We start from the raw sequence: 26,637 nt of genomic DNA on the forward strand, positions 1-26,637 counted from the left end.
AGCGCCATCGACCCATGAGAGAAACCTACCTTGACGGCCTGCGCGGCTGGGCGGCGCTCGTCGTCGTCCTGTGCCACGCGGGAGAGGTCCTCTGGCCAGCATGGCATCCTGGCTTCTTCCCTCTCCTCACCGACGGGTCATTTTCGGTGTTCATCTTTTTCGTTCTCTCCGGCTACGTGTTGAGCGTGGGGTTTTTTCGGACCGGTGAGCGACGCGCGGTCGTCGACCTCGCGCTTCGACGCTATCCACGGCTCACTGTGCCGATCTTTGCGGCTTCGTGTCTGGCCATGGTGTTGATGGCGCTTGGCTGGATGCGCAACATCCCGGCGAGCAAAGTGGCAGGAAGCGAGGGCTGGCTGCCGATCGTCTATACCTTCACCCCCACCGTGGCAGACGTGCTGCACTTTTCCTTCTGGAGGGTGTACGTCGACGGCTCGCCGGCAAGCTCCTACGATGCGCCACTTTGGACCATGCCCGTCGAGATGCAAGGCTCGATCCTTGTCTTTGCGGCGCTGCTTGTCATGGGGCAGGGGGCTGTGCTGCGAGGCGTCATTCATGTGGCGCTGCTCGCGATCACCGGATGGCTTGCATCTCCGTTCGTGGCGATGGCCGCAGGGGCCGCGATTGCGAACTTCACGCAACTCGACATGCATCGGAAGCTGGGCGAATCAAAAGCCGCGCCCGTGGTGTCGTGGGCGCTGCTGATCGGTGCGATCGTTTTAGCCGCGGTGCGGCCGAAGGACTTCGGGCCGGTGTGGCTCACGCTCTGCAGCGCCGGGCTGCTCTACGGCGTGTTGCTCAACAAAGGATTTCAGCGGGCACTTTCGTTGCCGATATCCCAGTGGCTCGGCCGGATCTCCTTCTCGCTGTACCTGTTGCACGTTCTGGTGCTCTGCAGCTTCACATCGTGGGCCTATCTGGCGTTGGGGCGCGGAGAGAAGCTGTCGAGCAGCGGGACCGCTGTGCTGCTGTGCGCAACGGTCGGCCTTTGCCTTGTCGCTGCCACCCTGTTCCATGCGGTGGAAAGAGGGGGCATCGCCCTAGGGCGCCGCTTTTCACGGGCCGTCCTTCGCACCGTCTAGTCGCGGCGCGTCTTCGATTCGCGATGCGCCGCAGTCGTCCAGGTGCTGCGCCCTGATCCGGAGCGGTCCCTGGAGTTTCTCGACACGCCGTTCAGGATGGATTCAACAGCGACTGCAGCTGCTTGTACATCGCAGCGTTGGTCGCTTTCAGGTTTTCAGTGTCGTGATGCAGGCGATCCCACTCATGCTGCCAATTTTTCGCCTGTTGCTCATGCCATTTCGCACTCTCCAACGCACCTCCGGCGTTGTCTGCGACGACCCGGTCCGTGTGCCAGAGCTGCGTCAGGCGCTTCACCAGATTGAAGCTGTAGGCGTGCTTGACGAGCGTAGGCAGCGCCAGAATGCGGTCTGCCGTCACGTTGAATGAGTGGACGACGTTGTACGCAAGATTGATGCAGGTCTCCGCGTCGGAAAGGCCGGCAGGCGAAGGCTTTGTCATGGCCTCGAAAAGCTGACTCACGCGAGAAAAAACCTGCGGATCACGGGCGGCAACGCCGATATAGGTCGAGCTGTAGCCGGCGATGTCGGACTCGAATCCCGTGAACTGATAGTTCGGGAATTCCTTGAACAAAGCCTCCAACCCCTTGACCGTGGGGTAGTACACATGCTCGTACGAGGATTCGAGCCAATCCTTGTTGTTCCTTGTGTACGACATCAGCGGAACCTCGAAGATGAGGACGCCGTCGGGTCGAAGGGATTGCAGGGAAACATCGAATGCGCCCCTGAAGTCGTTCACGTGCTCGAAGGTTGCGATCGACGTGATGAAGTCAAAACTGCCGTGCGTTCGATTGCTGACTGCGGGATCGAACACATCGGAGGCAATGACGGCCACGCCTCTCTTCTTGGCCACGCTGGCTGCGGCCGCATTGACCTCGATGCCGAAGCGTTCGTAGGCCCCGTTCAGGCTTTGGAGCAAATGGCCGTTGGCGCAACCGATGTCCAGAATCCGGCCCGCGGGTGAGATCGCCTCCAGGACCAGCTTGACCCACAGAAGGCTGTGGTCCGCCGTGAACTCGTAGTCGTGGTACCCGACCTCGTCCGCGTTGCTCGCGCCGTAGTACGTGTCTTCATAGAAAACGCTCGTATCTTCGGGAACCACTTCGACGACCCCCATGTCGCAGTTCTCGCAGAACAGGACATTGCGCCCATCACCCCGTGTCAGTGACCGGCCCGCACGGACAGACGCGCAAACGTTGCATTTGAAATGCATATTCATTCAATCCTTGAGGGGCGCAATACGGGGGCAATCATCATTTTTGTTGAATGTCCCGAGGCTTTGTGGAGGCCGAAGAGAACCAGGGCGCCGGAAGCCGTACCTTCAACTTTCGACGATTCGCCCGTGCTCCATGTGAATCACGCGATTGCACTCTTTGGCAATCAGGTCGGGCGAGTGCGATGCCAGCACCAGGATGCCCGACTTCGACACCACGTCGCGCATCCGCTTCTCGGCCTTCTCGGTGAACGCAGCATCGCCCACCGACAGCCATTCGTCCATCAGCAGGATGTCGGCTTCGACGCTGGTCGAGATGGAGAACGCGAGCCGCATCATCATGCCGGTGGAGTAGGTGCGAACAGGCATGTTGACGTACTCGCCCAGCCCGCTGAACTCGCAGATCTCGGGCGTGAGCCGGTCGACCTCTTTCTTGCTCATGCCCATCACGAGGCCGCGCAGCATGATGTTTTCGATGCCGGTGGCGTCCATCTCGATGCCCAGTGCGGGGTCGATCAGGCTCGCGACGGAGCCCTGGCGCGTGAATTCGCCCGACGACGGCTCATAGACGCCCGCCAGCGTGCGCAGCAGCGTGGACTTGCCTGCGCCGTTGTGGCCGATCAGCCCCAGCCGGTCGCCGCTCTTGAGCTCGAGGTTGAGGCCGCTGAGCGCCTGCACCACGGTGACCCCGGTTTCCTTGCCGAAGCGCCCGCCGGTGACGGACGCCGCCAGCGTCTTCTTGAGCGACACCGAGCCTGCCCCGTAGATGGGGAAGCTGACCGAAACGTTTTTAAGTGAAATGGATGCCATGGATCAGAGCCAGTAAACGACGCGGCGACGGTATTTGACGAACATCACGCTCGCGGCGGTCAGGCACAACACGGTCCACAGACCGATACCGATCCAGCTCTCGAGGTGGGCTACGCCGCCCATCAGCGGTGTGCGCAACAGGTCGAGCATCTGCGCGAAGGGGTTCCAAAGCACGTACTTGGCGCGGCCCGGGAGGTTCTCGGGGAGCCAGAACACGGGCGTGAGGAACATCAGCATCTGCATGACGCTGGTGATGATCTGGGTCACGTCGCGGTAGCGGGTGCAAATGAGGCCCAGCAGCAGGCCGAGCGCGTGGGCGTTGACGACGAGGATCAGGAAGGCCGGAATGACCAGGAGAACCGACCATGACAGCGAGACACCGGCCCAGAGGGCGACGGGGATGTACAGCACGATCTGGTGGGCGAACTGGATCAGGTTGCGTCCCAGGCCTCGCCATACGAAGAGACTGACGGGGAAGTAGCCCTGCTTCAAATAGTTGGAGGCGCCGACAAAGGCGTTGCAGGCATCGGTGACGATGGCGGAGAAGAAACCCCAGAAGATCACGCCGAGCGCCAAGTGCGGGAAGAACTTGTCCAGCTGGGTGCCGAAGAGCGAGGCGTACAGCGGGCCCATGCCGCCGATCATGATGCCCATGCTCAGCGTGAGCCACAGCGGCCCCAGCATGGAGCGGCGGTAGCGCAGCACGATGTCGAACCACGCCAGGGTCCACCAGATGTCGGTGCGGCGGGTGCCTTCCCACCAGTCGGCCAGGGCGCTTCGATGGAGATTGGAATGAACTTGGCTCATGCGTGTGCGTCAGTGTCTTTGTCTGCCATGCGGATGGTGATGTGCAGGGTCAGGTTCCCACCGCCGCGTGAAACGGCGATGAGCAAAAGCGCTTCGTGGCCGAGGGGGTCAAGCGGGATTTCTTGGAGGGCTATGGCCGGATGGGCCGGGACGGTGCTCGTGCGAGCCCGCGCATTTTATTCAGAGTATCAACTGAGAGATAATTTTACCGGCTCCGGTTCCCGTGCAATTCGTAACCATGGAAGAGCCCACCGCTCCCCCGATCGGCCGGGTTGTGGCTGCCATCGGCAGCATGCCCGACAGAAAAAACGATCAGCCCATGCGCAATTCCCGTTCCCTCGAAGTCTCCGTCGCCCTGTGCACCTACAACGGCGCCCGCTTTCTGCGCGAACAGGTGCGCAGCATCTGCCTGCAGACCCGGCCGCCGATCGAGATCGTGCTCTCCGACGACGCTTCTCGCGATGGCTCGGTCGATGTCGTGCGCGCCACGGTGGCCGAATGCGCGGCGGAGCGCCCCGGGCTGGCCATCGCCTTGCGGGTCTTCGAGAACCCCGTGGCCCTGCGGGTCGTCAAGAATTTCGAGCAGGCCATCTCGGCCTGCACCGGCGACCTGATCGCGCTGAGCGACCAGGACGACGTGTGGGTGCCCGACCGGCTCGAGCGGATGGTGGCGCCTTTCGTGCAGGACGACAACCTGTGGCTGCTGCACACCGACGCGCGCTTGGTGGATTCGCAAGGCCGCGACCTGGGCAACACGCTGTTCCATGCGCTCGAGGTCACGCCGTCCGAAATCGAGCGGATTCACACCGGCCGGGCCTTCGACGTGCTCCTGCGCCGCAACCTCGTGACCGGCGCCACCACGGTTTTCCGCCGCGCGCTGCTCGCCGATGCGCTGCCTTTGCCCGTCGAATGGGTGCACGACGAGTGGCTGGCCATCGTCGCGTCGACGACGTCGCGGGTCGACCTGCTGGAAGAGCCCCTCATCGAATACCGGCAGCACGAATCCAACCAGATCGGTGCCCGCCGCGACACCTACAAGGAAAAAGTGCGCAAGGCGCTCGCCTCGCGCGGCAACACGCACGTCGAGCGCGCGATCAAGGCCGAGCTGCTGCTGGAGCGCCTGCTTCAGCTGGGCGACCGCGTGCCTCCCGAAATCCTCGACAAGGTGCGCAGCAAGATCGTGCATCAGCGCTTTCGCGCCGCCCTGCCGGCCTCGCGCCTGGCGCGGTGCGTGCCGATCCTGCGCGAAGCCATGACCGGTCGCTACGACAAGTTCGGTCGCGGGGTGCGCGGCGTGGTCCGCGATCTTTTCGAGTCTGTCTGATAGAGCACACAACAACAATGAATTCCACCCACACCCCCATGAACTCTCCCCGGCCCAGCGAGCCGCCGGCCTGGCCGAGCGTCGTGGTCATCATTCCGTTCTACAACGGCGCCGATTTCATCGAGCGTTCGGTGAAGAGCGTGTTCGAGCAGTCGGTGCCCGCGCACGAAGTGATCGTGGTCAACGACGGCTCGCGCCCCGAAGAGCGCGCTGCGCTCGACGGGCTGGCCGCCCGCTACCCGTTCCGCATCCTCGACAAGGAGAACGGCGGACAGGGCTCGGCGCGCAATGCGGGCGTGGCGGCGTCGACGTCCGAGTACATCTGCTTCCTGGACCAGGACGACTTCTACCTGCCGAACCACATCGAGACGCTGGTGTCGTCGATTCCGGCGGACGACCGCCTGTTCGGCTACATCTACGCCGACCTGTACGAGGCGGACGGCGACGGCAACGTGATCCGCACCGGCGTCATCAAGGACCACGCGCAGCACCCGAAGCGCAGCATCTTCGACCTGCTGCGCTACGACATGTTCGTGCTGCCCTCGGCCACGCTCGTGAGTCGCAAGGCCTTCGACGCGGTGGGTGGTTTCGACTCGCAGTTCATGGGCTACGAGGACGACGACCTGTTCCTGCGCATCTTCCGCAAGGGCTACAGCAATCACTTCGTGGACAAGGCGGTGACGGTCTGGTGCATCCACACGGCCAGCACCTCGTTCGGCATCCGCATGGTGCGCAGCCGCTTCAAGTACTTCAAGAAGCTGCTGCAGATGTTCCCCGACGAGCACCAGCGCGGTCGCTACTACCTGCGCGAATACCTGATGCCGCGCTTCCAGCTGTTCTTCGTGAACGAAGCGATCGAGGCCATCAAGAAGGACGACCAGTACCGCGGCGAGATGACGGCGGTGCTCGACGACTACGCGGCCATCGTCTTCGCAAACCCGTATGTGGGCCGCAAGAAGAAGCTGCGTCTGTGGATCACGTTGTTCCTGCTGCGTCGCAGCACGCCGGGCATGGTGCGCTTCATCGGCGCGCTGACGAAGCTGCCGGGCATTCGCAGCCTGCGCAAGGTCTACAAGTCCTGACGATGCGCACCGCGGCGGCCCCGAGGCCGCCGCAGCCTGGTGCTCAGCGGGCCGGCGCCGGCACCGGCGTGGTCATTGCCGGGTCCATGTAGGTCGCGTGCTTGCGCACGTACTCGGCGCGCAGGTGGCCAGCGTCCTTGTAGATCGGCGTGGCGTCGGCATCGGCGCGGGTGCACCAGTCTTTCTCGCACAGGGTCGGAATCGGGTCGATCACGATCGCGCCGCTGCGCTGCGCGATCTGCCGCATGCGCTCGTGCAGCACCTTCTGCTTTGGGTCCCAGGGCGCGGTGGGCGACATCTTGCCCACTTGCATGTCGCCCAGGCGCCCGCCCTTCACGAACTCTTCGGGGCCGAAGCCTTCGCCGACCGGGTTGTCCAGCAGCAGGTAGACCTGCTTGTGCTTGGCCAAGGTGGTCAGCACGGTCTCGAGCATGTTGAGCGAGAAGTCCACCCCGCCGCCGCCCATGAAGCGCCGTTTGTCCTTGCCGTCGAAGAAGTAGTAGCGGTCGGCCGCAGCGGTCTCGGCATTGGGCTTGCCGGTCTCGGAGAAGTAGCAGTTCCAGCAGCCACCGAAGACGACGGCATCGAACCGGTCGCTCATGGCCAGCCGCATGCCGCCGTCGCGGCGTTCGCCGCAGAGGTTGTTCTGCTCGTCGACCACGTTGGGAATCGGCGGGCAGGCGCCCCAGGTCACGAAGGAGAGCGAATCGAGCGTGCCCGGCGAGGTCTTGGCGAGCTCCACGGCGCGCGGCCCGTACTGTTCGACGTGGCTGTCGCCGAAGAACAGCACCCGGCGCTTGCCCTGGCCGATCTGCTGCAGCACCTCGCCGTCGACCTTGATCGGACTCAGGCCATCCGGGTAGGCCCAGTCCTTGGCGGCGGCAGCGGTCTTGTTGAAGTACGGATCGCTGTGGCGGCCCACGTAGTAGCGCGTGGTCGCCAGCAGCCCGAGCACGACGAAGCCGACCATCACTGCGACCAGCCCCGCCGTGATCGCCGGGTTCTCGCTGCGGCGCGTGTAGCGCTCGACGAAACGGTAGGTGAGCCACGCGAGCACGAACGACGCCACCAGCATCAGCGCGCGAATGCCGTCCGGCGGCAGCTTGCCTTCGAGGATGTGCGCGTAGGCCAGCAACGGCCAGTGCCACAGGTACAGCGGATAGCTGATGAGCCCCACCCACACCATCGGCTTGGACGCGAGCACGTAGCGGTTCAGCACGCCAGTCGGCCCGGCGGCGATACAGAAGAAGGCGCCGAGTGACGGCAGGATGGCCCAGAAACCCGGGAAGGCCTTGCCGCCGCGGATGTAGCACAGGCCCAGAATGATCAGCACGAGGCCGGCGATCGACTGCGCGTGGCGGCTCCAGCCCGGCTTCGGTGGCGGCCGGTGCAGCCGCGCATAGGCCAGCATGCCGCCGATCATCAGCTCCCAGAAGCGCGACAGCGGCGAGTAGAACGCGGCCGTGCGGTGGCTGTGGATGGTCGTCACGTTGAGCAGGAACGACATCGCTGCCACCGTGCCGAGCACCGTGAGCATCCGCCACTTGCGCTTCCAGGCCAGGCCCAGCAGCACGGGCCAGAAGATGTAGAACTGCTCTTCGATGGCCAGCGACCACAGGTGCAGCAGCGGCTTGGTCTCGGCGGCGTTGTCGAAGTAGCCCGCTTCGCTCCAGAAGGCAAAGTTCGAGACAAAGCCCGCGCCCGCGGCCACGTGCTTGCCCAGCTGTTCCCATTCGTGTGGCAGCAGCGAGAACCAACCGAAGGCCATGGTGGCCAGCAGCACCAGCGCCAGCGCCGGAAAGATCCGCTTCACACGACGCGCATAGAACTCGCGGTAGCTGAAGCCGTCGCCCTGGAAGCTGCCCAGGATGATGGTGGTGATCAAAAAGCCCGAGATGACGAAGAAGATGTCGACGCCGATGAAGCCGCCCTTGATCCACTGCGGGAACGCGTGGTAGCCGAGCACCGAGAGCACCGCGACGGCGCGCAGCCCGTCGATGTCCGGGCGGTATTTCGGGTGGACCAGGTGGGCGTGTTCGGGGAGGGAGGGCGGGCTGCTCGGTGTCGTCATCGTCGGTGCTGAAAGCGGCGCTTGCGGGCTTTTCTTGCGGGGCTTTTCGGCCCCGATTGTCCTCGCAAACGTCGCGGTGCCTTTTTCAGGCGGTGGCGCGCTGCAGCCGCCAGTACCGCCAGAACGCCCCCGACAGCCACACCTTGAGCAGGCTGGTCACGTGCCAGTACAGGTACTTCTTGCTGCGGTGGCTGGCGCGCTGGGCGTCGTGGCGTGCGCGCAGGTCTTCGGCCACCTGGAGCTTCCAGCCGGCCAGCCGGGTGCGGGCGCAGATGTCGAAGTCTTCCCCGTACATGAAGAAGCGCTCGTCGAAACCGCCGATCTGGCGGTAGGCCTCGCTGCGGAACAGCATGAACAGGCCGGGAATCCAGGCCGGCACGGCCGGCGGCTGGTAGCCGGGCTTCTTGCGGCCCAGGATCTCGAAGGGGGTCAGCAGGTCGCGGTGCGGCTCGGGCACGGGGCGGCCCGACTCCAGGATGCGCGGCGTCATGAGGCCGGCGTCGGGCGCGGCCTGGGCGAGCATCGGGGCGAGCACGTCGGCGTCGAAGCGGATGTCGGGGTTGAGCACCAGGAACCAGGGTGTGTCGCAGCGCGCAAAGGCCTGGTTGTGGTTGGCACCGAAGCCCAGGGGCGCCGGGTTCTCGATCCGCTCGATGGCAAAGCCCCAGGGCCGTCCTGCGGTCAGGTCGGCCTCGGGAATGTTCAGCGTGAGCACGACCTTGGCGATCGAGTCCCGGCTGTGGCGGTCGAGCTGCTCGAGCAGCGGCAGCACCAGCGCGAGCTGGCCGTGGCTCACGATCGACAGGGTGACCGGGGCTTGGGGTGAAGAAGGGGGCGTGGGCATGGTCTAATTTCGCTCGGGAATTCTAGGGTTCCCCCAACCCCACTCATGATTGCCCTGATCATCCTCAGTTTCTTCGTCTCCGCCATCGCGGTGCAGCTGTTCATGCGCCGCGCGCGCAGACACGCGCGCCGCTACGGCGCCGACATGCCCCAGCGTTTCCACAAGGGCCACGTGCCGCGTCTGGGCGGGGCCGGCATCATGCTCGGCATGAGCGCGGCCTGGCTGGGCGCCGGCCTGATCGAGCCGCTGAACATCGCCTGGCCGCTCAAGACCTCGATGCTCACGCTGGTGTGCATCCTGCCGGCCGTGCTCGGCGGCATCGTCGAAGACGTGACCCAGCAGGTCAAGGTGCGCTACCGGCTGGGCCTGACCATCGGCTCGGCGTTGCTGGTGTGCTGGGTGCAGGGGCTGGGCGTGGCGCGCACCGGCTTCGAGACGCTCGACGGCTGGCTCGCAGTGCTGCCGTATGCCTCGCTGGTCTTCGCGGCCCTGGCCATCGGCGGCCTGCCGCATGCCTTCAACATCATCGACGGCTACAACGGGCTGGCTGGCACCGTGGCCGTGCTCGTGTGCCTGGCGATCTCGCACGTCGCGCTGCAGCTGGGCGACCGGCAACTGGCCGCGATGGTGATCTGCCTGGTCGGCGCCACCTTCGGCTTCCTGGTCTGGAACTACCCGCGCGGCAAGATCTTCGCGGGCGACGGCGGCGCCTACGTCTGGGGCATGGTGATCGCCGTGGCCTGCGTGACGCTGGTGCAGCGCCACCGCGTGGTGTCGCCGTGGTTCCCGATGCTGCTGCTGATCTACCCGGTGTGGGAGACGCTGTTCTCCATCTACCGCAAGCTGGCCCGGGGCCAGTCGCCGGGCACGGCCGACGCGCTGCACTTTCACCAGCTGATCTTCCGGCGCATCGTGCGCGTGGCCTTCGCGGACGACGAGGCGCGCCAACTGCTGGCGCGCAACAACCGCACCTCGCCGTACCTGTGGATGTTCGCCGCGCTGTCGGTGGTGCCCGCGGTGCTGTTCTGGAACAACACCTTCGTGCTGATGCTGTTCTGCCTTCTGTTCGTCACGACCTACGTCGGGGCGTACCTGATGATCGTGCGCTTCAAGGTCCCGCGCTGGCTGCGGCCCTGACCGCCGGCGCACCCTTGTTGCGAGAATCCTTTCCTTCGTCCACCGCTTCGGAGCCTGACTGTCCATGACCGATCCCGTCCTCAACATTCCTCCGCGCGACAAGGCCGAGATCCTGGCCCAGGCGCTGCCGTACATCCGCAAGTTCCACGGCAAGACCATCGTCATCAAGTACGGCGGCAACGCCATGACCGACCCGGCGCTGCAGGCCGACTTCGCGGAAGACGTGGTGCTGCTCAAGCTGGTCGGCATGAACCCGGTGGTGGTGCACGGCGGCGGCCCGCAGATCGAGGCCGCGCTCAACAAGTTGGGCAAGAAGGGCAGCTTCATCCAGGGCATGCGCGTGACCGACGCCGAGACCATGGAAGTCGTCGAATGGGTGCTGGCCGGCGAGGTGCAGCAGGACATCGTGGGCCTGATCAACCAGGCCGGCGGCAAGGCCGTGGGCCTCACGGGACGCGACGGCGGCCTCATTCGCGCGCAGAAGCTCAAGCTGGCCGACCGCACCGACCCCAACGTGCACCACGACGTGGGCCAGGTCGGCGACATCGTCTCCATCGACCCCAGCGTGGTCAAGGCGCTGCAGGACGACGCCTTCATTCCCGTCGTGAGCCCGATCGGCTTCGGCGAAGAGAACGAGAGCTACAACATCAACGCCGACGTCGTCGCCGGCAAGCTCGCCACGGTGCTCAAGGCCGAGAAGCTCATGCTGTTGACCAACACGCCCGGCGTGCTCGACAAGAACGGCAACCTGCTCACCAACCTGAGCGCGCGCGAAATCGACGAGCTGTTCGCCGACGGCACCATCTCGGGCGGCATGCTGCCCAAGATCGAAGGCGCGCTCGACGCGGCCAAGAGCGGCGTGAACGCCGTGCACATCATCGACGGCCGCGTGCCGCACGCGATGCTGCTCGAGATCCTGACCGACCAGGCCTACGGCACGATGATCCGGGCGCGCTGAAGGCCCTCGCGTGCCTTCGGCGACCCGAAGGCGCGCGCTCACTGCGCTGTGCGAGAATCAATTGATTACATCTTTGCACGCGCTCCCATGCAGAACGAAGAGACAGCTGCCCCCGGCGTAGAGACCCCGGCCGACACGCCCGCCGCCGCACCGACGCGCAAGCGCCCCAAGCCGGGCGAGCGGCGCGTGCAGATCCTGCAGGCGCTGGCCGCCATGCTGGAGCAGCCCGGTGCCGAGCGGGTCACCACCGCCGCGCTGGCCGCGCGGCTCGAGGTGAGCGAGGCGGCCCTGTACCGCCACTTCGCGAGCAAGGCCCAGATGTTCGAGGGCCTCATCGATTTCATCGAGCAGAGCGTCTTCACGCTGGTCAACCAGATCCTCGAGCGCGAAGGTGCCACCGGCAGCCAGCAGGCCGCCCGCATCCTCACGCTGCTCGTGCAGTTTGCCGAGCGCAACCCCGGCATGACGCGCGTCATGGTCGGCGATGCGCTGGTCTACGAGAACGAGCGCCTGCAGCAGCGCATGAACCAGTTCTTCGACAAGATCGAAGCCACGCTGCGCCAGGTGCTGCGCGGCGCGGCCGCCGCCGACGGCTCGGCCACGCCCAGCGTCGATGCCCAGGTGCGCGCCGCGGCGCTCACGGCCTTCGTGGTCGGGCAGCTGCAACGCTTTGCGCGCTCGGGTTTCCGCCGCGCGCCGTCCGAACACCTGGAAGCCACGATCGCCCTGATCGTTTGACGGCAAGGCCGGCCGGCTCGGCACGGCCATGCCGAACTCGACGCGCCCCCTTGCGGCGCGTACGATGAATTCCCTCCCTTGCCGCCACGCGGTGCCGCGGTGACAAGCCCGTTTCGCATGACCTCTGGATCGGAGGTTCGCATGAGTGCTTGTCGTTGCAACAACCCGCGCAGCCGCGGCCATCGGCCTGATGGAGCGCGCCATGCCTGACGCCGCCGCCCGCCCGGCCCTTCTCCTGCACGCCGTCGTGCTCACCGCGGTCGCCATGGTCGCGTTCGCGGCCAACTCGCTGCTGTGCAGGCTCGCGCTTCAACAGGGCGGCATCGATCCGGCCAGCTTCGGCAGCATCCGGCTCGCGTCCGGCGCGATCACGCTGGCGCTCGTCGTGCGGTTCCGCGCGCAGCCGTCGGCCCTCGGGCGCACCAGCTGGCTCCCGGCCGTCATGCTGTTCGCGTACGTCGCGTTCTTCTCCTTCGCCTACCTGAGCCTGTCCGCGGGCACGGGCGCGCTGATCCTGTTCGGTGCGGTGCAGCTCACGATGCTGGGCGCGGGCCTGGGCAGTGGCGAGCGCTTCGGGGTGCTGGCGTGGTTCGGCTTTGTCCTCGCGGCGGCCGGACTCGTCTACCTGGTGTCGCCCGGCGTTGCCGCGCCGCCGCTGCTCGGCGCCGTGCTGATGGCGGTGGCGGGCGTGGCGTGGGGCGTGTATTCGCTGCGCGGCCGGGGCGTGGCCGACCCGCTGGCGGCCACGGCGCGCAACTTCCTGCGCGCGGTGCCACTGGCCTTCGCACTGAGCCTGGTGTTTGCCACGCGCGCGCACGCCGATGCGCGTGGCATTGCGCTGGCCGTGGCCTCCGGTGCGCTGACCTCGGGGCTCGGCTACGTGGTCTGGTACGCGGCGCTGGGCCGCCTGTCGGCCTTGCGCGCGGCCACCGTGCAGCTGTCGGTGCCGCTGCTGGCGGCGTTCGGCGGCGTGCTGTTCCTGTCGGAGGCGATCACGCCGCGGCTGGCGCTCGCCTCGGTGGCGATCCTCGGCGGCATCGCGCTCGTGCTGAGCCAGAAGTCGCGCCGCGCGGCGCGGCGTTAGACGACGGCCACGCCCACCTTGGCACCGGCGGCGACGATCTCGCCCCACGTCGCGTCATCGACCCACACGCCGTCGCGTCGACGTGCCGCGCGCGCCTGGCGTTCCGGCTCGCCCGCGATCTGCACGGCCTCGAAGCCCTGGCCCTGCGGGCTTTGCCGCAGCCAGTCGATGAACGCGCGCGCCTCGTCGTCGAAGGCCTTCTGCGTGCCGAGCTTCACGGGGTCGATCAGCACCGTCAGCATGCCGTTCAGCACCGTGCGCGCCGTGTCCGCCGGCCGGTGCCAGGTGCCGCCGCCCGTGAGCGCGCCGCCCAGCAACTCGCAGGCCACCGCCATGCCGTAGCCCTTGTGCTCGCCGAAGGTCATGAGCGCGCCGAACAGGCCGTTGCCCTGCGGCACCACGACCACGCCCGGGTCGTTGGTGGGCGCACCGCGTTCGTCGATGAGGTAGCCGTCGGGCACCTGCTCGCCCTTGTTGTGGGCCACGCGCATCTTGCCCTGCGCCACGCGGCTGGTGGCGTAGTCGAGCACGAAGGGCTCGGCGCCCGCGAGCGGAATGCCGATGCAGCACGGGTTGGTGCCGAAGCGCCCGTCGCCGCCGCCCCAGGGCGCCACCACGGGCCGCGAGAGCACATTGACGAAGTGCATCGCCACCAGCCCCTGCGCCGTCGCCATCTCCGCGAAGTGCCCGATGCGTCCCAGGTGGTGTGCGTGCGCGAGCGTGAAGATGCAGCTGCCGTGCTGCTTCGCGCGCGCGATGCCCAGCTCCATCGCCTGCACGCCGACGATCTGCCCGTAGCCGTGCTGGCCGTCCAGGCCCATCAGCGTGCCGATGTCGAGGTTGACCTTCACAGAGGCGTTGGGCACGAGGCCGCCCTCGGCCACTGCGTCGATGTAGCGCGGCAGCATGCCCACGCCGTGCGAGTCGTGCCCGCTCAGGTTGGCCAGCACGAGGTTGGCGGCCACCTGCTGCGCCTCGGCGGCCGTGCTGCCTGCGGCTTCGAGGATGCGGGCGACGTTGGCTTGCAGGCCGTCGGCCTGCAGGGTTCTGGACATGGATCAGGCTCCTCGTGCGTTCAATGGGATGGCGTGGCCGAAGGGGAGGGCGGGCATGGACTGCGCGGGCCTCACATCACTGCGCCGACCTGCCAGGGCACGAACTCGTTCTGCCCGTAGCCGTGCTGCTCGCTCTTCGACTGCGCACCCGAGGCCGTGGCCAGCACCAGTTCGAAGATGCGTTGGCCCATCTCCGCAATCGAGGCCGTGCCGTCGACGATCTCGCCGCAGTTGATGTCCATGTCTTCTTCCTGCCGCTGCCACAGCGCCGAGTTGGTCGCGAGCTTGAGCGACGGCGAGGGCGCGCAGCCGTAGGCCGAGCCGCGCCCCGTCGTGAAGCAGATCAGGTTCGCACCGCCGGCCACCTGGCCCGTGGCGCTCACCGGGTCGTAGCCCGGCGTGTCCATGTAGACGAAGCCGTGCGCGGTGACGGGCTCGGCGTACTCGTACACCGCTTCGAGGTTGCTCGTGCCGCCCTTGGCGACCGCGCCGAGCGACTTCTCGAGGATGGTCGTGAGACCGCCCGCCTTGTTGCCCGGCGAGGGGTTGTTGTTCATCTCGCCCTCGTTGATCTCGGTGTAGTGCTCCCACCACTTGATGCGGTCCACGAGCTTCTGGCCCACCTCGCGCTTCACCGCACGGCGCGTCAGCAGGTGCTCGGCGCCGTACACCTCGGGCGTTTCGCTGAGGATGGCCGTGCCGCCGTGCGCCACCAGCAGGTCGACCGCCGCGCCCAGCGCCGGGTTGGCGCTGATGCCCGAGTAGCCATCGGAGCCGCCGCACTGCAGCCCGATGGTGATGTGCGCGGCGCTGCAGGGCTCGCGCTTCACCGCGTTGGCGCGCGGCAGCATCTCGTTGATGAGCGCCACGCCCTTCTCGACCGTCTTGCGCGTGCCGCCCGTGTCCTGGATGTTGAAGGTGCGGAAGTTCTCGCCTTCGGCCAGATGCCCGGTCGCGAGCCAGGCGTTGATCTGGTTGGCCTCGCAGCCGAGCCCGACCACCAGCACGCCCGCGAAATTCGGGTGCGTGGCGTAGCCCGTGAGCGTGCGCTCCAGGATCTGCATGCCCATGCCCTGCGTGTCCATGCCGCAGCCGGTGCCGTGCGTCAGCGCGACGATGCCGTCCACGTTCGGAAATGCCGCGAGCGCCTGCGGATTCGTCTTGCGCGAGAAGTGGTCGGCAATCGCGCGCGCGGCCGTCGCCGAGCAGTTCACGCTGGTCAGCACACCGATGTAGTTGCGCGTGGCCACGCGGCCGTCGGCGCGCCGGATGCCCATGAACGTGGCCTCGCGTTTCGCGGGCGCGGGCTTCACGTCGGCACCGAAGGCGTAGTCGCGTTCGAAGTCTCCCTTGTCCGGGCCCATGTCCAGGTTCTGCGTGTGCACGTGCTCGCCCGCGGCGATGGGCTTGCTCGCGAAACCGATGATCTGGTTGTAGCGGCGCACCGGTTCGCCCGGTGCGATGGCGCGCATGGCGATCTTGTGGCCCGGCGGAATCAGGCCGCGCACGGCGACGTGCTCGACGACGGTGCCGCCGAGCAGTTGCGAACGCGCGATGACGACGTCGTCGGCGGGGTGGAGTCGGATGTAGGGCGTCATGGTCAATAGAACATCTTGGGAACCCAGAGCACCAGCTTGGGCATGTAGGTGATCACGCCCAGGCTGAGCAGGAGCGGCACCAGCCAGGGCAGGATGGCCATCGTCGTGCGCTCGAAGCTCAGGCCCGCCACGCGCGCCAGCACGAACAGCACCATGCCCATCGGCGGGTGCAGCAGGCCGATCATGAGGTTGAGCACCATCACCAGGCCGAAGTGGATCGGGTCCACGCCGAGCTGCGTGGCAATGGGCAGCAGGATCGGCACGAGGATGGTGATGGCCGCCGTCGGCTCCAGGAAGCAGCCCACGAACAGCATCAGCAGGTTGGCCAGCAGCAGGAACACCCACGCTTCCTGGGTGAAGCCCAGCACCCAGCTCGCGATGCTGGTGGTGACGCCCGTGGCCGTGAGCATCCAGCCGAAGATCGACGCGGCCGCCACGATGAACAGCACTGTGCTCGTGGTCTCGATGGTGTCCAGGCAGACCTTGATGAACATCTTCCACGACAGCGTGCGGTACCACGCGAAGCCCAGGATCATGGCCCACACGCAGGCCGCAATGGCGCCTTCGGTGGGCGTGAACAGGCCCGTGGTCATGCCGCCGATGAGCAGCACCGGCGTCATGATGGGCAGCAGCGCCTCGAAGCGGAAGATCTTGTCCAGCACGAAGAGCGAAGCCAGCCCCGCGAACACCGTGAGTTGCGGCGGCGTGCCCAGCTTGGTCACAAGCACCCACAGCATCAGCGGCCAGCCGACCACCACGGCCAGCTCCATCAGCGCCTTGAACAGGCGCGTGCGCGAGAACTTGACGTCGGCGCCCCACTTGTTCTTGTGCGCGTAGTACGCCACCGTGAGCATCATGAGGATGGCCATCAGCGCACCCGGCAGCAGGCCCGCGAGGAACAGCGCGCCCACCGACACGTTGGCCATCATTCCGTAGATCACGAAGGGCAGGCTCGGCGGAATGATCGGGCCCAGCGTGGCCGAGGCGGCCGTCACGCCCACCGCGAACTCGGTCGAGTAGCCGTGCTCCTTCATGGCCTTGATCTCGATGGTGCCCAGGCCGGCCGCATCGGCAATGGCCGTGCCGCTCATGCCCGCGAAGATCACCGAGCCCAGCACGTTCACGTGGCCCAGGCCGCCCTTGAGCCAGCCCACCAGCGCCAGCGCGAAGTTGTAGATGCGCGTGGTGATGCCGGCGTTGTTCATCAGGTTGCCGGCCAGGATGAAGAAGGGCACGGCCAGCAGCGGAAAGCTGTCGATGCCGCTCACCATGCGGTGGATCACCACGAACGGCGGCAGCGTGCTGTCGCTCACGAGGATGTAGACCAGCGAGGCGCCGGCCATGGCGATGGCCACGGGAATGCCGCCGGCCATGAAGAACAGGAAGATGATTTTCAGCATGGGGTTCCGTCGGGAGGCGGGGCCTCCGTGTTTGACCGAGGTGTGCCGGCGCGCGCCGCCTCAGCGGTCGTGCAAAGTGGATTCGGGTTGTTCGAGCACGCTGTAGCCGCGCTGCCAGTGGATGCGCAGCACCTGCAGCGAACGCCACGCCATCGCGGCGAAGCCGAACACGCACAGCGCGTACACCACGTTCATCGGCAGGTCGACGATGGTCATGCGCGTCTGGTTGCCGATCTTCAGCATCATCTGCACCGTCATGGCGACGGCCGCGACGAAGAAGGCGGTGCGCAGCACATCGACGGCCATCGAGAGCGCACGGCCCATCGCGCGCGGCATGTGGCGGTAGAAGAAGTCGACCTGGATCTGGTTGTTCTTCGCCACCCCCACCGCCGCGCCGACGAAGACCACGCCGATGAGCATGTAGCGCGCGACCTCCTCGGTCCAGGCCGCCGAATCGTTCATCACGTAGCGCGTGACGAACTGGTAGAACACCGTCAGGCCCAGCATCCAGAACAAGGCCAGGGAGATCCAGCCTTCGGCGATGGTGTCCGACAGGTCGACCACTTCGTCTTCCGCATGGAAGTGGCCCTCGTCGTCGATGATCTTCTGTTCGGTCATGGCCGCTTCGCTTACTTGATGGCCAGGATGCGGTCGTAATCTTGCTGGCGGTAGCCCTGGTCGGTGGGCTTCGTGGCCTTGAGCACCGCTTCACGGAACGCGTTCTTGTCGACCGTGATCACGTTGTTGCCCTTCTTCTTGAACTCTTCCACCAGGCGCGCTTCGGACGCGATGATTTCGCGGCCGGTCTTTTCGGCGGCTTCCTGCATCACCTCGGTGAAGATCTTCTTGTCTTCCGCCGAGAGCTTGGTCCACAGCTGGCCCGAGGTGATGGTGAGCAGCGAGTCGACGATGTGGCCGGTGAGCGAGATGTTCTTCTGCACCTCGAAGAACTTCTTGGCCTCGATGGTCGGCAGTGGGTTCTCCTGCGCATCGACCGTGTTGTTCTGCAGTGCCAGGTACACCTCGGCAAACGCGATCGGCGTCGGGTTGGCGCCCAGCGCTTTCGGGAACGCCAGGTAGGCCGGTGCGTCGGGCACGCGGATCTTCAGGCCCTTCATGTCCTCGGGCTTGGCCACGGGCCGTGCGGCGCTCGAGGTGACGTGGCGCGCGCCGTAGTAGCTCAGCGCCGTGATGTGGTTGCCGCTCTTGTCGTCGTAGCCCTTGGCGAGCTCCTTGAACACGTCGCTCTTGGCGTACTTGAGCTGGTGTTCGGCGTCGCGGAAGATGAACGGGAAGTACGAGATCGCCAGCGGCGTGTAGGTGCGGCCAGCGAAGCTCGCGCCCGACAAAATGATGTCGACCGTGCCCAGCGTCAGGCCCTGGTTGATGTCGGCTTCCTTGCCCAGCGTGGAGGCCGGGAACACCTGCACCTCGTAGCGGCCGTTGGTGCGCTTCTTGATCTCGTCGCCGGCCCACACCGAGTACTTGTGGAAGGGCTCCGAGGTCTCGTACACGTGGGCCCACTTGAGCTTGGTCTGCGCACTGGCGATGCCCGCCACACCCAGCGCGCCGGCTGCGAGGGCGCAGGCGGCCAGTGCCTTGAGGGCGGTGCGTTTGCTGTTCTTGCTGCTGATCATGTGGCTTGTCTCCGTTGTAGTCGTTGGCAAAAATTGCTGGCGAAAAATCAGGAAGGCTTGGCGCGGCGCCAGCTCGCGCTGAAACGGTGGTGCGAGTTGTCCATGTGCGCGTGCATGGCGGTGCGCGCGGCCTCGGCGTCGCGCGCGGCAATGGCGTCGCGAATCGCCTCGTGCTCGGCGATGGCGGCGCGCCACGAGGTCACGGTCTCGAAGTAGCCGCCCAGCCGCGTGAAGATCGGGCCGCGGCGCGAATCCCAGAAGCCCTGCACCGTCTCGGCCAGCACCACGTTGCCGCCGGCGTTGACGATGGCCAGGTGAAAGGCGCGGTCGCCGTCCAGCGGCATGACGTTGCGGTCGGCCATCTCGCGCATGGCGGCAATGGCGCGCGTCATCGCGTCCACGTCCTTGCGCTTGCCCGACAGGGCGGCGATGGCGGCGGTCTCGCCTTCGATCACGCGGCGCGCGCGGATCAGCTCCAGCGGCCCCCACTCGGTGGGCGCCACCGGCGCGCTGGCACGGTGCGAGCGGTCGAGCACGTACACGCCCGAGCCGGTGCGCACCTCGACCCAGCCCTCGACCTCGAGCGCAATGAGTGCCTCGCGCACCGAGGGCCGGCTCACGCCGAGCTGCTTGGCCAGGTCGCGCTCGGCGGGCAGGCGCGCGCCCACGTCGAACTCGCCCTTGGCGATCAGCCCCCGGAGCTGGTCGGCAATCTGGCGATAAAGGCGTTGGGGTTCGACGGTCTGGAGCGGCACGGGACGAGAGGGCAGGTGGCGGGCGAGGCGGTGGATCGGCTTAAGGGTTGTCCTGAATTGGACAAGTGGTAAGGCCAATTCAGAATACGGCGATTCACAGTTGTCACCCATCGGGCCTAACCCGAATCCACCCCCGCACACCCCTGCATCCGCAGAACACCCCAGGAGACACCGACCATGAGATTGAAGGGAAAGACCGTGCTCGTCACCGCCGCCGGCCAGGGCATCGGCCGCGCGAGCGTGCTGGCGCTCGCGGCCGAGGGCGCCCATGTGTGGGCCACCGACGTCAACGAGACGCTGCTGGCGGCCTACGCCGGCGTAACGAATGTCACGGCCCTGAAGCTCGACGTGCTCGACAAGGCCGCCATCGGCGCGCTGGTGGCGCAGCTGCCCACGCTCGACGTGCTGTTCAACTGCGCGGGCGTGGTGCACAACGGCACCATCGAGCAGGCCAGCGACGACGACCTCGACTTTGCCTTCCGCCTCAACGTGCGCGCGCAGATGTGGACCATCCAGGCCGTGCTGCCCGGCATGCTCGCGGCCGGGCGCGGCAGCATCATCAACATGGCCAGCGTGTGCTCCAGCATGAAGGGCCTGCCCAACCGCTTTGTCTACGGCACCACCAAGGCGGCGGTGCTCGGCCTCACCAAGAGCGTGGCGGCCGACTACGTGGCACGCGGCATCCGCTGCAATGCCGTGTGCCCGGGCACGGTCGACACGCCCTCGCTGGGCGATCGCATCAATGCCAACGCCGACCCCGAGGCCGCGCGCAAGGCCTTCGTGGCGCGCCAGCCCATGGGCCGCCTCGCGCAGGCCGAGGAGATTGCGCCGGTGGTGGTGTTCCTGGCCAGCGACGAATCCATCTTCGCCACCGGCCAGTACTTCACCGTCGACGGCGGCATCACGATATGAACCGGCTCGATTTCGAAGGCCGCCATGCAGTGGTCACCGGCGGTGCCACGGGGCTGGGCTTCGGCATCGCGCAGCGGCTCGTCGCCTCGGGCGGCAGCGTCACGCTGTGGGACCGCGACGAGGCCGCCGCCGGACGTGCGGCCGAAGCGCTCGGCGCCAAGGCCTTCGCACTGAAGGTCGACGTGACGCAGCAGCCGTCGGTTGCGAAAGCCGTGGCCGCCACGCTCGCGCACGCGCCACGCATCGATGCGCTGGTCAACAGCGCCGGCATCACCGGGCCCAACGTCAAGCTCTGGGACTACCCGGTGGACGACTGGCGCCAGGTGATGGAGGTCAACGTCAACGGCGTGTTCCTGTGCTGCCGAGAGGTGGTGGCGCAGATGCGCAAGCAGGGCGCGACGGGCGAGGGCCGCATCGTCAACATCGCCTCGGTCGCCGGCAAGGAAGGCAACCCCAACGCCAGCGCCTACAGCGCAAGCAAGGCCGCCGTCATCGGGCTCACCAAGTCGCTCGGCAAGGAACTGGCCGACACCGGCATCCGCGTGAACTGCGTGACGCCCGCGGCAGTGAAGACCGCCATCTTCGACCAGATGACGCCCGAGCACATCGCGTTCATGTTGTCGAAAATCCCCATGGGCCGTTTCGGCACGGTGGACGAAGTGGCCGCACTGGTCGGCTGGCTTTGCACCGAAGATTGTTCTTTCTCCACGGGCGCCGTGTTCGACCTGTCCGGCGGCCGCTCTACGTACTAATCCCCCATTTCAATGCACTGAAAGGAACGCATGAAACTCGTCCGCTATGGCAACCCCGGCAAAGAGAAGCCCGGCCTCATCGATGCCGAAGGCAAGCTGCGCGACCTGAGCGCCATCGTCAAGGACATCGGTCCCGACCAGCTCGGCGATGCCGCCATTGCCAAGCTGCGCAAGACCAAGGTCGACAAGCTGCCGCTGGTCAAGGGCAAGCCGCGCCTGGGCAGCCCCGTGGCCAACGTCGGCAAGTTCATCGCCATCGGCCTGAACTACGCCGACCACGCGGCCGAATCGGGCCTGCCGGTGCCCAAGGAACCCATCGTCTTCATGAAGGCCACGAGCTGCATCCAGGGCCCGAACGACCCGGTGATGCTGCCCAAGGGCTCGGTCAAGTCCGACTGGGAAGTCGAACTCGGCGTGGTCATCGGCACGAAGGCGCGCTACGTCTCGCAGAAGAGCGCACTCGACTACGTGGCCGGCTACTGCACCATCAACGACGTGAGCGAGCGCGAGTTCCAGATCGAGCGCGGCGGCACCTGGGACAAGGGCAAGGGCTGCGACACCTTCGGCCCGCTCGGCCCCTGGCTCGTCACGCGCGACGAGATCGAGAACCCGCAGAAGCTCGCCATGTGGCTCGACCTGAACGGCCAGCGCGTGCAGACCGGCAGCACCAAGACCATGATCTTCAGCGTGGCCAAGCTCGTGAGCTACGTGAGCCAGTTCATGACGCTGATGCCCGGCGACGTGATCACCACCGGCACGCCGCCCGGCGTCGGCATGGGCATGAAGCCGCCGCTGTACCTGAAGAAGGGCGACGTGATGACGCTGGGCATCGAAGGCCTCGGCGAACAGCGCCAGGAAGTGCTGCCCTTCAAGCTCTGATCACGCGGATCAGTTCGTCGTACACCAACCGCACGCGCGCCGGCACCGGCGCGCGCTGCGGGCGGTAGACGTGAACCGGCCAGGGCTCCGGCGCATCGGCCGCCAGCAGCTCCACCATCGCGCCTGATTGCAGCCACGGCTCCGCCAGCGGGCCGATGAGCTGGCCGAAGCCGATGCCCGCCAGCACCGCGGCGCATTCGGCGTCGATGTTGTCCGCAACGAACGCGGGCGACGATACGGTGAACACCCGCTTCTTGTTGAACGCCCAGGGCCAGGGCCGGCCCGAGCTGCGGTCGATCAGCGCCGTGACCGGCAGCGCAGACAGCGCATCGACGGTGCGCGGCGCGCCGACCCGCTCGATGAGCGCCGGTGAGGCCACCACGCGCAGCGGCATCTTTCCCACGCTCCGGGCCACGAAGCGCGCGTCGCGCATCGGCCCGACGCGCACGCCGATGTCGATCTGCTGGTCGACCACATCGGCATGCTGCTCCGACAGCCGCAGGTCGAGCACCAGCCCGGGGTGCGCCACCAGCAGCGGCGCCAGCGCCTGCGGAATGAACCGGCCGTACACATGCGGCGCCGTGACCCGCACCGTGCCCGCGTGCTGCGACAGCGCGCGCCGGTCGATGCGGTGAAAGAGATCGTCGACGCCGCCCACCGCGATGCGAGCGCGTTCGGCGAGTTGCCGCCCGAAATCGGTGAGCTGCACGCCGCGCGTGCTGCGGTGAAAGAGCGGCTCGCCCAGTTCGTCTTCGAGTTCGCGCACCGCGCGCGTCACCACCTGCGGCGACACCGACAGGCGCACGGCCGCCTCGCGGAAGTTGGCGGCAGCTGCGGCGGTGAAGAACACGCGCAGGGCTTCGAGGCGGTTGGGCATGAGGTGTTCCTTGATTCCTGGATATGGAATTCTGAAGTCGCCAGAGTTTCATTTACTGGAACGCGTGGATTTTCCACACTGCATGCACTTCTTCCACACCCCTCAAAGGAAATTCCCATGACTTCCGTTCAAGACAACATCCAAGGCAAGGTCGCCATCGTCACCGGCGCGAGCAGCGGCCTGGGCGAATCGACGGCGCGCCACCTGGCCGCGCGCGGCGCCAAGGTGGTGCTCGCGGCCCGCCGCACCGACCGGCTCGACAAAGTCGTCGCCGAGATCCGCGAAGCCGGCGGCGAAGCCATCGCCGTCGCCACCGACGTGGCGAAGCGCACCGATCTGGAAAAACTCGCTGCCGCCACCGTCGAGGCCTTCGGCCGCATCGACGTGCTGGTCAACAACGCGGGCGTGATGCCGCTGTCGCCCCTCGACAAGCTCAAGGTCGACGAGTGGGACCGCACCATCGACGTCAACATCAAGGGCGTGCTCTACGGCATTGCCGCCGTGCTGCCGCGCATGCAGGCACAGGGCACCGGCCACATCGTGAACGTCGCATCGATTGCCGGGCTGAAGGTGTTCACGCCCATCGGCACCGTCTACAGCGCGACCAAGCACGCGGTGCGCGCCATCTCCGAGGGCCTGCGCGTGGAGGTGGGCAACAGCGGCGTGCGCGTGACCATCGTGTCGCCCGGCGCCGTGGACTCGGAACTGAAGCTCGGCAGCAGCGACGCCGAGAGCGCCGCGGGCGTGAAGGCTTTCTACGACGCCAACCAGATCCCCGCCGACTCGGTCGCGCGCGCCATCGTCTATGCGGTGGAGCAGCCGGCCAACGTGGACATCAACGAGGTCGTGCTGCGGCCCGTGTCGCAGGAGTTCTGAGGCCGCAAGGCAAGGGTGCGACCCCCTGGCGGTCGCCCCTTGCTTTGGCTAACCTTCATTAACCTACCGCGGACCAAGGTCATTTGCGGTCAAAAGTGCAAAGCCCCTGCAAAATAGAACGACCGTTCGTTTTATTCGGAGCTTTCACGATGTCTGCCACCGCCGTTCCCGCCAAGCCGGCCCGCGCCGCCCCCAAAGGCCAGCAGACCAAGGCCATCATCGTCGACGCCGCACTGGCGCTGGCTGCGCAGATCGGGCTCGAGGGCCTGTCGATCGGCGCCGTGGCCGAAATCACCAAGATGAGCAAGTCGGGCGTCTTCGCCCACTTCGGCTCGCGCGAAGAACTGCAGATTTCCGTGGTGCGCGAGTACCACGCCCGCTTCGAGCAGGAAGTGTTCTTCCCGGCTCTGACAGCCCCGCGCGGCCTGCCGCGCCTGCGCGCCATGTTCGCCAACTGGATGAAGCGCACCTCGACCGAAATCGACTCGGGCTGCATCTACATCAGCGGCGCTTCCGAATTCGACGACCGCCCGGGCCCGGTGCGCGATGCGCTGGTCGAGTCGGTCAGCATCTGGCAGGCCGCCGTGCTGCGCGCCATCGTGCAGTCGAAGACCGAAGGCCACCTGCGCGCCGACGCCGACGAGCGCCAGGTCGGGTTCGAGATCCACGGCCTGATCCTCGCGCTGCACTACGAAGCCCGCTTCCTGCAGGTGCCCGGCTCCATCGGCCGCGCCAACGTCGGCTTCGACAACATCCTTGCGCGTGCCGCCACGCCGGACGCGCCGCCCGCCTCCAACGCCGCCGAGTCCGCGCCCGCTGCGCGCGGCACGCGCCGGCTCAAGACCGTGCGCTGAGCGCCGCGGCTGCCCGTTTCGTTTTTCTTTCCGTTTTCGTTTTTTCCAATCTATCTAGCTTCGACCAGGAGAGTCCCGGATGCCTACCTACAACCCCCCCGTGCGTGACATGCAGTTCGTGCTGCACGAAGTGCTCAACGTCGCCGAGGAACTCAAGGCACTGCCGGCCCACGCCGAGACCGATGCCGACACCATCAACGCCGTGATCGAAGAGGCCGGCAAGTTCGCGGCCGAAGTCACCTTTCCGCTGAACATCAGCGGCGACGAAGAAGGCTGCGTGCTCGACAAGGCCACGCACGAAGTGAAGACCCCCACCGGCTTCAAGGACGCCTACGCCAAGTACGTCGAAGGCGGCTGGCCCGCGCTGTCGTGCGACCCGGCCTTCGGCGGCCAGGGCCTGCCGTTCGTGGTGAACCAGTGCCTGTTCGAAATGCTCAACAGCGCCAACCAGGCCTGGACCATGTACCCGGGCCTCTCGCACGGCGCGTACGAGGCGCTCAAGGCCCACGGCACCGACGACCAGAAGAAGACCTACCTGCCCAAGCTCACGAGCGGCGAGTGGACCGGCACCATGTGCCTGACCGAACCCCATTGCGGCACCGACCTGGGCCTCTTGCGCACCAAGGCCGAGCCGCAGGCCGACGGCACCTACCGCATCACCGGCAGCAAGATCTTCATCTCGGCCGGCGAGCACGACATGACGGACAACATCATTCACCTGGTGCTGGCCCGCCTGCCGGACGCGCCCAAGGGCAGCAAGGGCATCAGCCTGTTCGTGGTGCCGAAGTTCCACGTCAAGGCCGACGGTTCGCTCGGCGAACGCAACCCGATCTTCTGCGCCGGCCTGGAGCACAAGATGGGCATCCACGGCAACGCCACCGCGCAGATCGTGATCGAAGGCGCCACCGGCACGCTGGTGGGCGAGCCCAACAAGGGCCTGGCCGCGATGTTCGTGATGATGAACGCCGCACGCCTGGGCGTGGGCAACCAGTCGCTCGGCCTGACCGAAGTGGCTTATCAAAATGCGCTGGCTTACGCCAAGGACCGCATCCAGATGCGTTCGCTGTCGGGCGTGAAGGCCAAGGACAAGGAAGCCGACCCGATCATCGTGCACCCCGACGTGCGCAAGATGTTGCTCACGGCCAAGGCGTACGCTGAAGGCGGTCGCGCGCTGCAGATCTTCTGCACGCTGCTGCTCGACAAGGAGCACAACCATCCCGATGAAAAGGTGCGCAAGGACTCCGGCGAACTGGTCGCATTGCTCACGCCCATCGTCAAGGCCTTCATCACCGACAACGGCCACATCGCGACCAATTCGTGCATGCAGGTCTTCGGCGGCCACGGCTTCATCAAGGAATGGGGCATGGAGCAGTTCGTGCGCGACAACCGCATCAACATGATCTATGAAGGCACCAACACGATCCAGTCGCTGGACCTGCTGGGCCGCAAGATCCTGGGCAACAACGGCGCCTCGCTGAAGAAGTTCGGCAAGCTCGTCGCCAAGCTGGTGGAAGAAGAAGGCGTGAACGAGAAGATGGCCGAGTTCATCAACCCGATCGCGATGCTGGGCGACCAGCTCACCAAGTTCACGACCGAGATCGGCTTCAAGGGCTTCCAGAACCCCGACGAAGTGGGCGCCGCCGCCGTCGACTACCTGCGCGTGGCCGGCCACTTCGTGTTCGGCTACCTGTTCGCCCGCATGGCGCAAGTGGCCCTGCGCGAAATCGCCGCGGGCAACACCGATCCGTTCTACGTCGCCAAGCTGCAGACCGCACGCTTCTACTTCGCCAAGCTGTTCCCCGAGACCGTGATGCTCATGCGCACCGCGCGCGCCGGCAGCAAGGTGTTGATGGACACCGACGCAGCACTCGCGTAAGCGACACACAGCCTTTCTT

The 26,637-nt window shown here is 66.4% G+C and carries 25 protein-coding genes; 13 read left to right on the top strand and 12 right to left on the bottom strand.

What is annotated here, in order from left to right:
• Positions 1–14 precede the first annotated feature (14 nt).
• The gene (locus CLU95_RS18420; protein ID WP_099794941.1) at positions 15–1,082 is read left to right on the top strand and encodes an acyltransferase family protein; all 1,068 of its coding nucleotides are present in this window, start codon (positions 15–17) and stop codon (positions 1,080–1,082) included.
• A gap of 91 nt (positions 1,083–1,173) precedes the next feature.
• Here the strand turns inward: CLU95_RS18420 and CLU95_RS18425 are convergent, their stop codons facing one another.
• From CLU95_RS18425 to CLU95_RS18435, 3 genes are all read right to left on the bottom strand, one after another.
• Positions 1,174–2,196 (bottom strand): class I SAM-dependent methyltransferase, encoded by a 1,023-nt coding sequence (locus tag CLU95_RS18425; protein ID WP_257214660.1) that lies wholly within the window; start codon positions 2,194–2,196, stop codon positions 1,174–1,176.
• A 204-nt stretch (positions 2,197–2,400) separates the two neighbouring features.
• Positions 2,401–3,102, bottom strand: coding sequence for an ABC transporter ATP-binding protein (locus CLU95_RS18430; RefSeq protein ID WP_099794943.1), 702 nt, complete (start codon positions 3,100–3,102; stop codon positions 2,401–2,403).
• Between the two features lie 3 nt (positions 3,103–3,105).
• Positions 3,106–3,909, bottom strand: coding sequence for an ABC transporter permease (locus CLU95_RS18435; protein WP_099794944.1), 804 nt, complete (start codon positions 3,907–3,909; stop codon positions 3,106–3,108).
• A 319-nt stretch (positions 3,910–4,228) separates the two neighbouring features.
• On the opposite strand from CLU95_RS18435, the gene CLU95_RS18440 reads away from it, so the two are divergent.
• A complete protein-coding gene (locus CLU95_RS18440) occupies positions 4,229–5,233 on the top strand; it encodes a glycosyltransferase family 2 protein (RefSeq protein ID WP_099794945.1) in 1,005 nt (334 codons plus the stop codon).
• Positions 5,234–5,271: 38 nt separating this feature from the next.
• A complete protein-coding gene (locus CLU95_RS18445; protein ID WP_257214661.1) occupies positions 5,272–6,315 on the top strand; it encodes a glycosyltransferase family 2 protein in 1,044 nt (347 codons plus the stop codon).
• Positions 6,316–6,358: 43 nt separating this feature from the next.
• Here the strand turns inward: CLU95_RS18445 and CLU95_RS18450 are convergent, their stop codons facing one another.
• The gene (locus CLU95_RS18450; protein WP_099794947.1) at positions 6,359–8,386 is read right to left on the bottom strand and encodes an acyltransferase family protein; all 2,028 of its coding nucleotides are present in this window, start codon (positions 8,384–8,386) and stop codon (positions 6,359–6,361) included.
• Between the two features lie 85 nt (positions 8,387–8,471).
• Positions 8,472–9,230 (bottom strand): glycosyltransferase family 2 protein, encoded by a 759-nt coding sequence (locus tag CLU95_RS18455; protein WP_099794948.1) that lies wholly within the window; start codon positions 9,228–9,230, stop codon positions 8,472–8,474.
• A 45-nt stretch (positions 9,231–9,275) separates the two neighbouring features.
• Between CLU95_RS18455 and CLU95_RS18460 the strand changes: the two genes are divergently transcribed.
• From CLU95_RS18460 to CLU95_RS18475, 4 genes are all read left to right on the top strand, one after another.
• Positions 9,276–10,367 carry a glycosyltransferase family 4 protein gene (locus CLU95_RS18460; RefSeq protein WP_099794949.1) on the top strand — a complete coding sequence of 364 codons (1,092 nt, stop codon included), beginning with the start codon at positions 9,276–9,278 and terminating at the stop codon, positions 10,365–10,367.
• A 64-nt stretch (positions 10,368–10,431) separates the two neighbouring features.
• The gene (gene argB, locus CLU95_RS18465; protein ID WP_099794950.1) at positions 10,432–11,325 is read left to right on the top strand and encodes an acetylglutamate kinase; all 894 of its coding nucleotides are present in this window, start codon (positions 10,432–10,434) and stop codon (positions 11,323–11,325) included.
• An 87-nt stretch (positions 11,326–11,412) separates the two neighbouring features.
• A complete protein-coding gene (slmA, locus tag CLU95_RS18470; RefSeq protein ID WP_099794951.1) occupies positions 11,413–12,063 on the top strand; it encodes a nucleoid occlusion factor SlmA in 651 nt (216 codons plus the stop codon).
• A 202-nt stretch (positions 12,064–12,265) separates the two neighbouring features.
• Complete coding sequence (locus CLU95_RS18475) at positions 12,266–13,147, top strand: DMT family transporter (protein ID WP_099797374.1); 882 nt, start codon at positions 12,266–12,268, stop codon at positions 13,145–13,147.
• Here CLU95_RS18475 and CLU95_RS18480 read toward each other — a convergent pair.
• From CLU95_RS18480 to CLU95_RS18505, 6 genes are all read right to left on the bottom strand, one after another.
• Positions 13,144–14,202, bottom strand: a complete 1,059-nt coding sequence (locus tag CLU95_RS18480; protein ID WP_099794952.1) for a malate/lactate/ureidoglycolate dehydrogenase — start codon at positions 14,200–14,202, stop codon at positions 13,144–13,146. The two genes, CLU95_RS18475 and CLU95_RS18480, sit on opposite strands and share 4 nt — an antisense overlap.
• A gap of 71 nt (positions 14,203–14,273) precedes the next feature.
• Positions 14,274–15,800: a UxaA family hydrolase gene (locus CLU95_RS18485; protein WP_099794953.1), complete on the bottom strand. Its 1,527-nt coding sequence runs from the start codon at positions 15,798–15,800 to the stop codon at positions 14,274–14,276.
• Between the two features lie 2 nt (positions 15,801–15,802).
• A complete protein-coding gene (locus CLU95_RS18490) occupies positions 15,803–17,200 on the bottom strand; it encodes a TRAP transporter large permease (RefSeq protein ID WP_099794954.1) in 1,398 nt (465 codons plus the stop codon).
• Positions 17,201–17,260: 60 nt separating this feature from the next.
• A complete protein-coding gene (locus tag CLU95_RS18495; RefSeq protein WP_062471123.1) occupies positions 17,261–17,818 on the bottom strand; it encodes a TRAP transporter small permease in 558 nt (185 codons plus the stop codon).
• A gap of 11 nt (positions 17,819–17,829) precedes the next feature.
• Positions 17,830–18,837, bottom strand: a complete 1,008-nt coding sequence (locus CLU95_RS18500; protein WP_099794955.1) for a sialic acid TRAP transporter substrate-binding protein SiaP — start codon at positions 18,835–18,837, stop codon at positions 17,830–17,832.
• Between the two features lie 47 nt (positions 18,838–18,884).
• Complete coding sequence (locus tag CLU95_RS18505) at positions 18,885–19,592, bottom strand: FadR/GntR family transcriptional regulator (RefSeq protein WP_099794956.1); 708 nt, start codon at positions 19,590–19,592, stop codon at positions 18,885–18,887.
• 177 nt (positions 19,593–19,769) lie between these two features.
• On the opposite strand from CLU95_RS18505, the gene CLU95_RS18510 reads away from it, so the two are divergent.
• From CLU95_RS18510 to CLU95_RS18520, 3 genes are read left to right on the top strand one after another with little or no spacing between them, the layout of a single operon-like run.
• Complete coding sequence (locus CLU95_RS18510) at positions 19,770–20,504, top strand: SDR family oxidoreductase (protein ID WP_099794957.1); 735 nt, start codon at positions 19,770–19,772, stop codon at positions 20,502–20,504.
• Entirely contained in the window at positions 20,501–21,256 is a 756-nt protein-coding gene (locus CLU95_RS18515; RefSeq protein WP_099794958.1) for an SDR family NAD(P)-dependent oxidoreductase, read from the top strand. The genes CLU95_RS18510 and CLU95_RS18515 overlap by 4 nt, the downstream gene beginning before the upstream one ends.
• Before the next feature lie 30 nt (positions 21,257–21,286).
• Positions 21,287–22,135: a fumarylacetoacetate hydrolase family protein gene (locus CLU95_RS18520; protein WP_099794959.1), complete on the top strand. Its 849-nt coding sequence runs from the start codon at positions 21,287–21,289 to the stop codon at positions 22,133–22,135.
• On the opposite strand, the gene CLU95_RS18525 is transcribed toward CLU95_RS18520, so the two are convergent.
• On the bottom strand, positions 22,125–23,012 hold the full coding sequence (locus CLU95_RS18525) for a LysR family transcriptional regulator (RefSeq protein ID WP_099794960.1): 888 nt from the start codon (positions 23,010–23,012) through the stop codon (positions 22,125–22,127). The two genes, CLU95_RS18520 and CLU95_RS18525, sit on opposite strands and share 11 nt — an antisense overlap.
• A gap of 117 nt (positions 23,013–23,129) precedes the next feature.
• On the opposite strand from CLU95_RS18525, the gene CLU95_RS18530 reads away from it, so the two are divergent.
• The 3 genes from CLU95_RS18530 (at position 23,130) to CLU95_RS18540 (ending at position 26,618) form a co-directional block, all read left to right on the top strand.
• On the top strand, positions 23,130–23,888 hold the full coding sequence (locus CLU95_RS18530) for an SDR family oxidoreductase (protein ID WP_099794961.1): 759 nt from the start codon (positions 23,130–23,132) through the stop codon (positions 23,886–23,888).
• A gap of 149 nt (positions 23,889–24,037) precedes the next feature.
• A complete protein-coding gene (locus CLU95_RS18535; RefSeq protein ID WP_099794962.1) occupies positions 24,038–24,742 on the top strand; it encodes a TetR/AcrR family transcriptional regulator in 705 nt (234 codons plus the stop codon).
• A gap of 79 nt (positions 24,743–24,821) precedes the next feature.
• Complete coding sequence (locus CLU95_RS18540) at positions 24,822–26,618, top strand: acyl-CoA dehydrogenase C-terminal domain-containing protein (RefSeq protein ID WP_099794963.1); 1,797 nt, start codon at positions 24,822–24,824, stop codon at positions 26,616–26,618.
• Positions 26,619–26,637 lie beyond the last annotated feature (19 nt).

Origin of the sequence: Variovorax sp. 54 (assembly GCF_002754375.1) — a bacterium.
GTDB lineage: Bacteria > Pseudomonadota > Gammaproteobacteria > Burkholderiales > Burkholderiaceae_C > Variovorax.

What these genes read in the sequence shown, in the direction of transcription:
- CLU95_RS18485 (WP_099794953.1), bottom strand. Translation starts at nt 15,800, where the DNA reads ATGACGCCCTACATCCGACTCCACCCCGCCGACGACGTCGTCATCGCG.
- CLU95_RS18540 (WP_099794963.1), top strand. Translation starts at nt 24,822, where the DNA reads ATGCCTACCTACAACCCCCCCGTGCGTGACATGCAGTTCGTGCTGCAC.
- CLU95_RS18520 (WP_099794959.1), top strand. Translation starts at nt 21,287, where the DNA reads ATGAAACTCGTCCGCTATGGCAACCCCGGCAAAGAGAAGCCCGGCCTC.
- CLU95_RS18460 (WP_099794949.1), top strand. Translation starts at nt 9,276, where the DNA reads ATGATTGCCCTGATCATCCTCAGTTTCTTCGTCTCCGCCATCGCGGTG.
- CLU95_RS18530 (WP_099794961.1), top strand. Translation starts at nt 23,130, where the DNA reads ATGACTTCCGTTCAAGACAACATCCAAGGCAAGGTCGCCATCGTCACC.
- CLU95_RS18495 (WP_062471123.1), bottom strand. Translation starts at nt 17,818, where the DNA reads ATGACCGAACAGAAGATCATCGACGACGAGGGCCACTTCCATGCGGAA.
- CLU95_RS18425 (WP_257214660.1), bottom strand. Translation starts at nt 2,196, where the DNA reads ATGGGGGTCGTCGAAGTGGTTCCCGAAGATACGAGCGTTTTCTATGAA.
- CLU95_RS18535 (WP_099794962.1), top strand. Translation starts at nt 24,038, where the DNA reads ATGTCTGCCACCGCCGTTCCCGCCAAGCCGGCCCGCGCCGCCCCCAAA.
- CLU95_RS18435 (WP_099794944.1), bottom strand. Translation starts at nt 3,909, where the DNA reads ATGAGCCAAGTTCATTCCAATCTCCATCGAAGCGCCCTGGCCGACTGG.
- CLU95_RS18480 (WP_099794952.1), bottom strand. Translation starts at nt 14,202, where the DNA reads ATGTCCAGAACCCTGCAGGCCGACGGCCTGCAAGCCAACGTCGCCCGC.
- CLU95_RS18475 (WP_099797374.1), top strand. Translation starts at nt 12,266, where the DNA reads ATGCCTGACGCCGCCGCCCGCCCGGCCCTTCTCCTGCACGCCGTCGTG.
- slmA (WP_099794951.1), top strand. Translation starts at nt 11,413, where the DNA reads ATGCAGAACGAAGAGACAGCTGCCCCCGGCGTAGAGACCCCGGCCGAC.
- argB (WP_099794950.1), top strand. Translation starts at nt 10,432, where the DNA reads ATGACCGATCCCGTCCTCAACATTCCTCCGCGCGACAAGGCCGAGATC.
- CLU95_RS18450 (WP_099794947.1), bottom strand. Translation starts at nt 8,386, where the DNA reads ATGACGACACCGAGCAGCCCGCCCTCCCTCCCCGAACACGCCCACCTG.
- CLU95_RS18500 (WP_099794955.1), bottom strand. Translation starts at nt 18,837, where the DNA reads ATGATCAGCAGCAAGAACAGCAAACGCACCGCCCTCAAGGCACTGGCC.
- CLU95_RS18490 (WP_099794954.1), bottom strand. Translation starts at nt 17,200, where the DNA reads ATGCTGAAAATCATCTTCCTGTTCTTCATGGCCGGCGGCATTCCCGTG.
- CLU95_RS18430 (WP_099794943.1), bottom strand. Translation starts at nt 3,102, where the DNA reads ATGGCATCCATTTCACTTAAAAACGTTTCGGTCAGCTTCCCCATCTAC.
- CLU95_RS18445 (WP_257214661.1), top strand. Translation starts at nt 5,272, where the DNA reads ATGAACTCTCCCCGGCCCAGCGAGCCGCCGGCCTGGCCGAGCGTCGTG.
- CLU95_RS18515 (WP_099794958.1), top strand. Translation starts at nt 20,501, where the DNA reads ATGAACCGGCTCGATTTCGAAGGCCGCCATGCAGTGGTCACCGGCGGT.
- CLU95_RS18455 (WP_099794948.1), bottom strand. Translation starts at nt 9,230, where the DNA reads ATGCCCACGCCCCCTTCTTCACCCCAAGCCCCGGTCACCCTGTCGATC.
- CLU95_RS18440 (WP_099794945.1), top strand. Translation starts at nt 4,229, where the DNA reads ATGCGCAATTCCCGTTCCCTCGAAGTCTCCGTCGCCCTGTGCACCTAC.
- CLU95_RS18510 (WP_099794957.1), top strand. Translation starts at nt 19,770, where the DNA reads ATGAGATTGAAGGGAAAGACCGTGCTCGTCACCGCCGCCGGCCAGGGC.
- CLU95_RS18420 (WP_099794941.1), top strand. Translation starts at nt 15, where the DNA reads ATGAGAGAAACCTACCTTGACGGCCTGCGCGGCTGGGCGGCGCTCGTC.
- CLU95_RS18525 (WP_099794960.1), bottom strand. Translation starts at nt 23,012, where the DNA reads ATGCCCAACCGCCTCGAAGCCCTGCGCGTGTTCTTCACCGCCGCAGCT.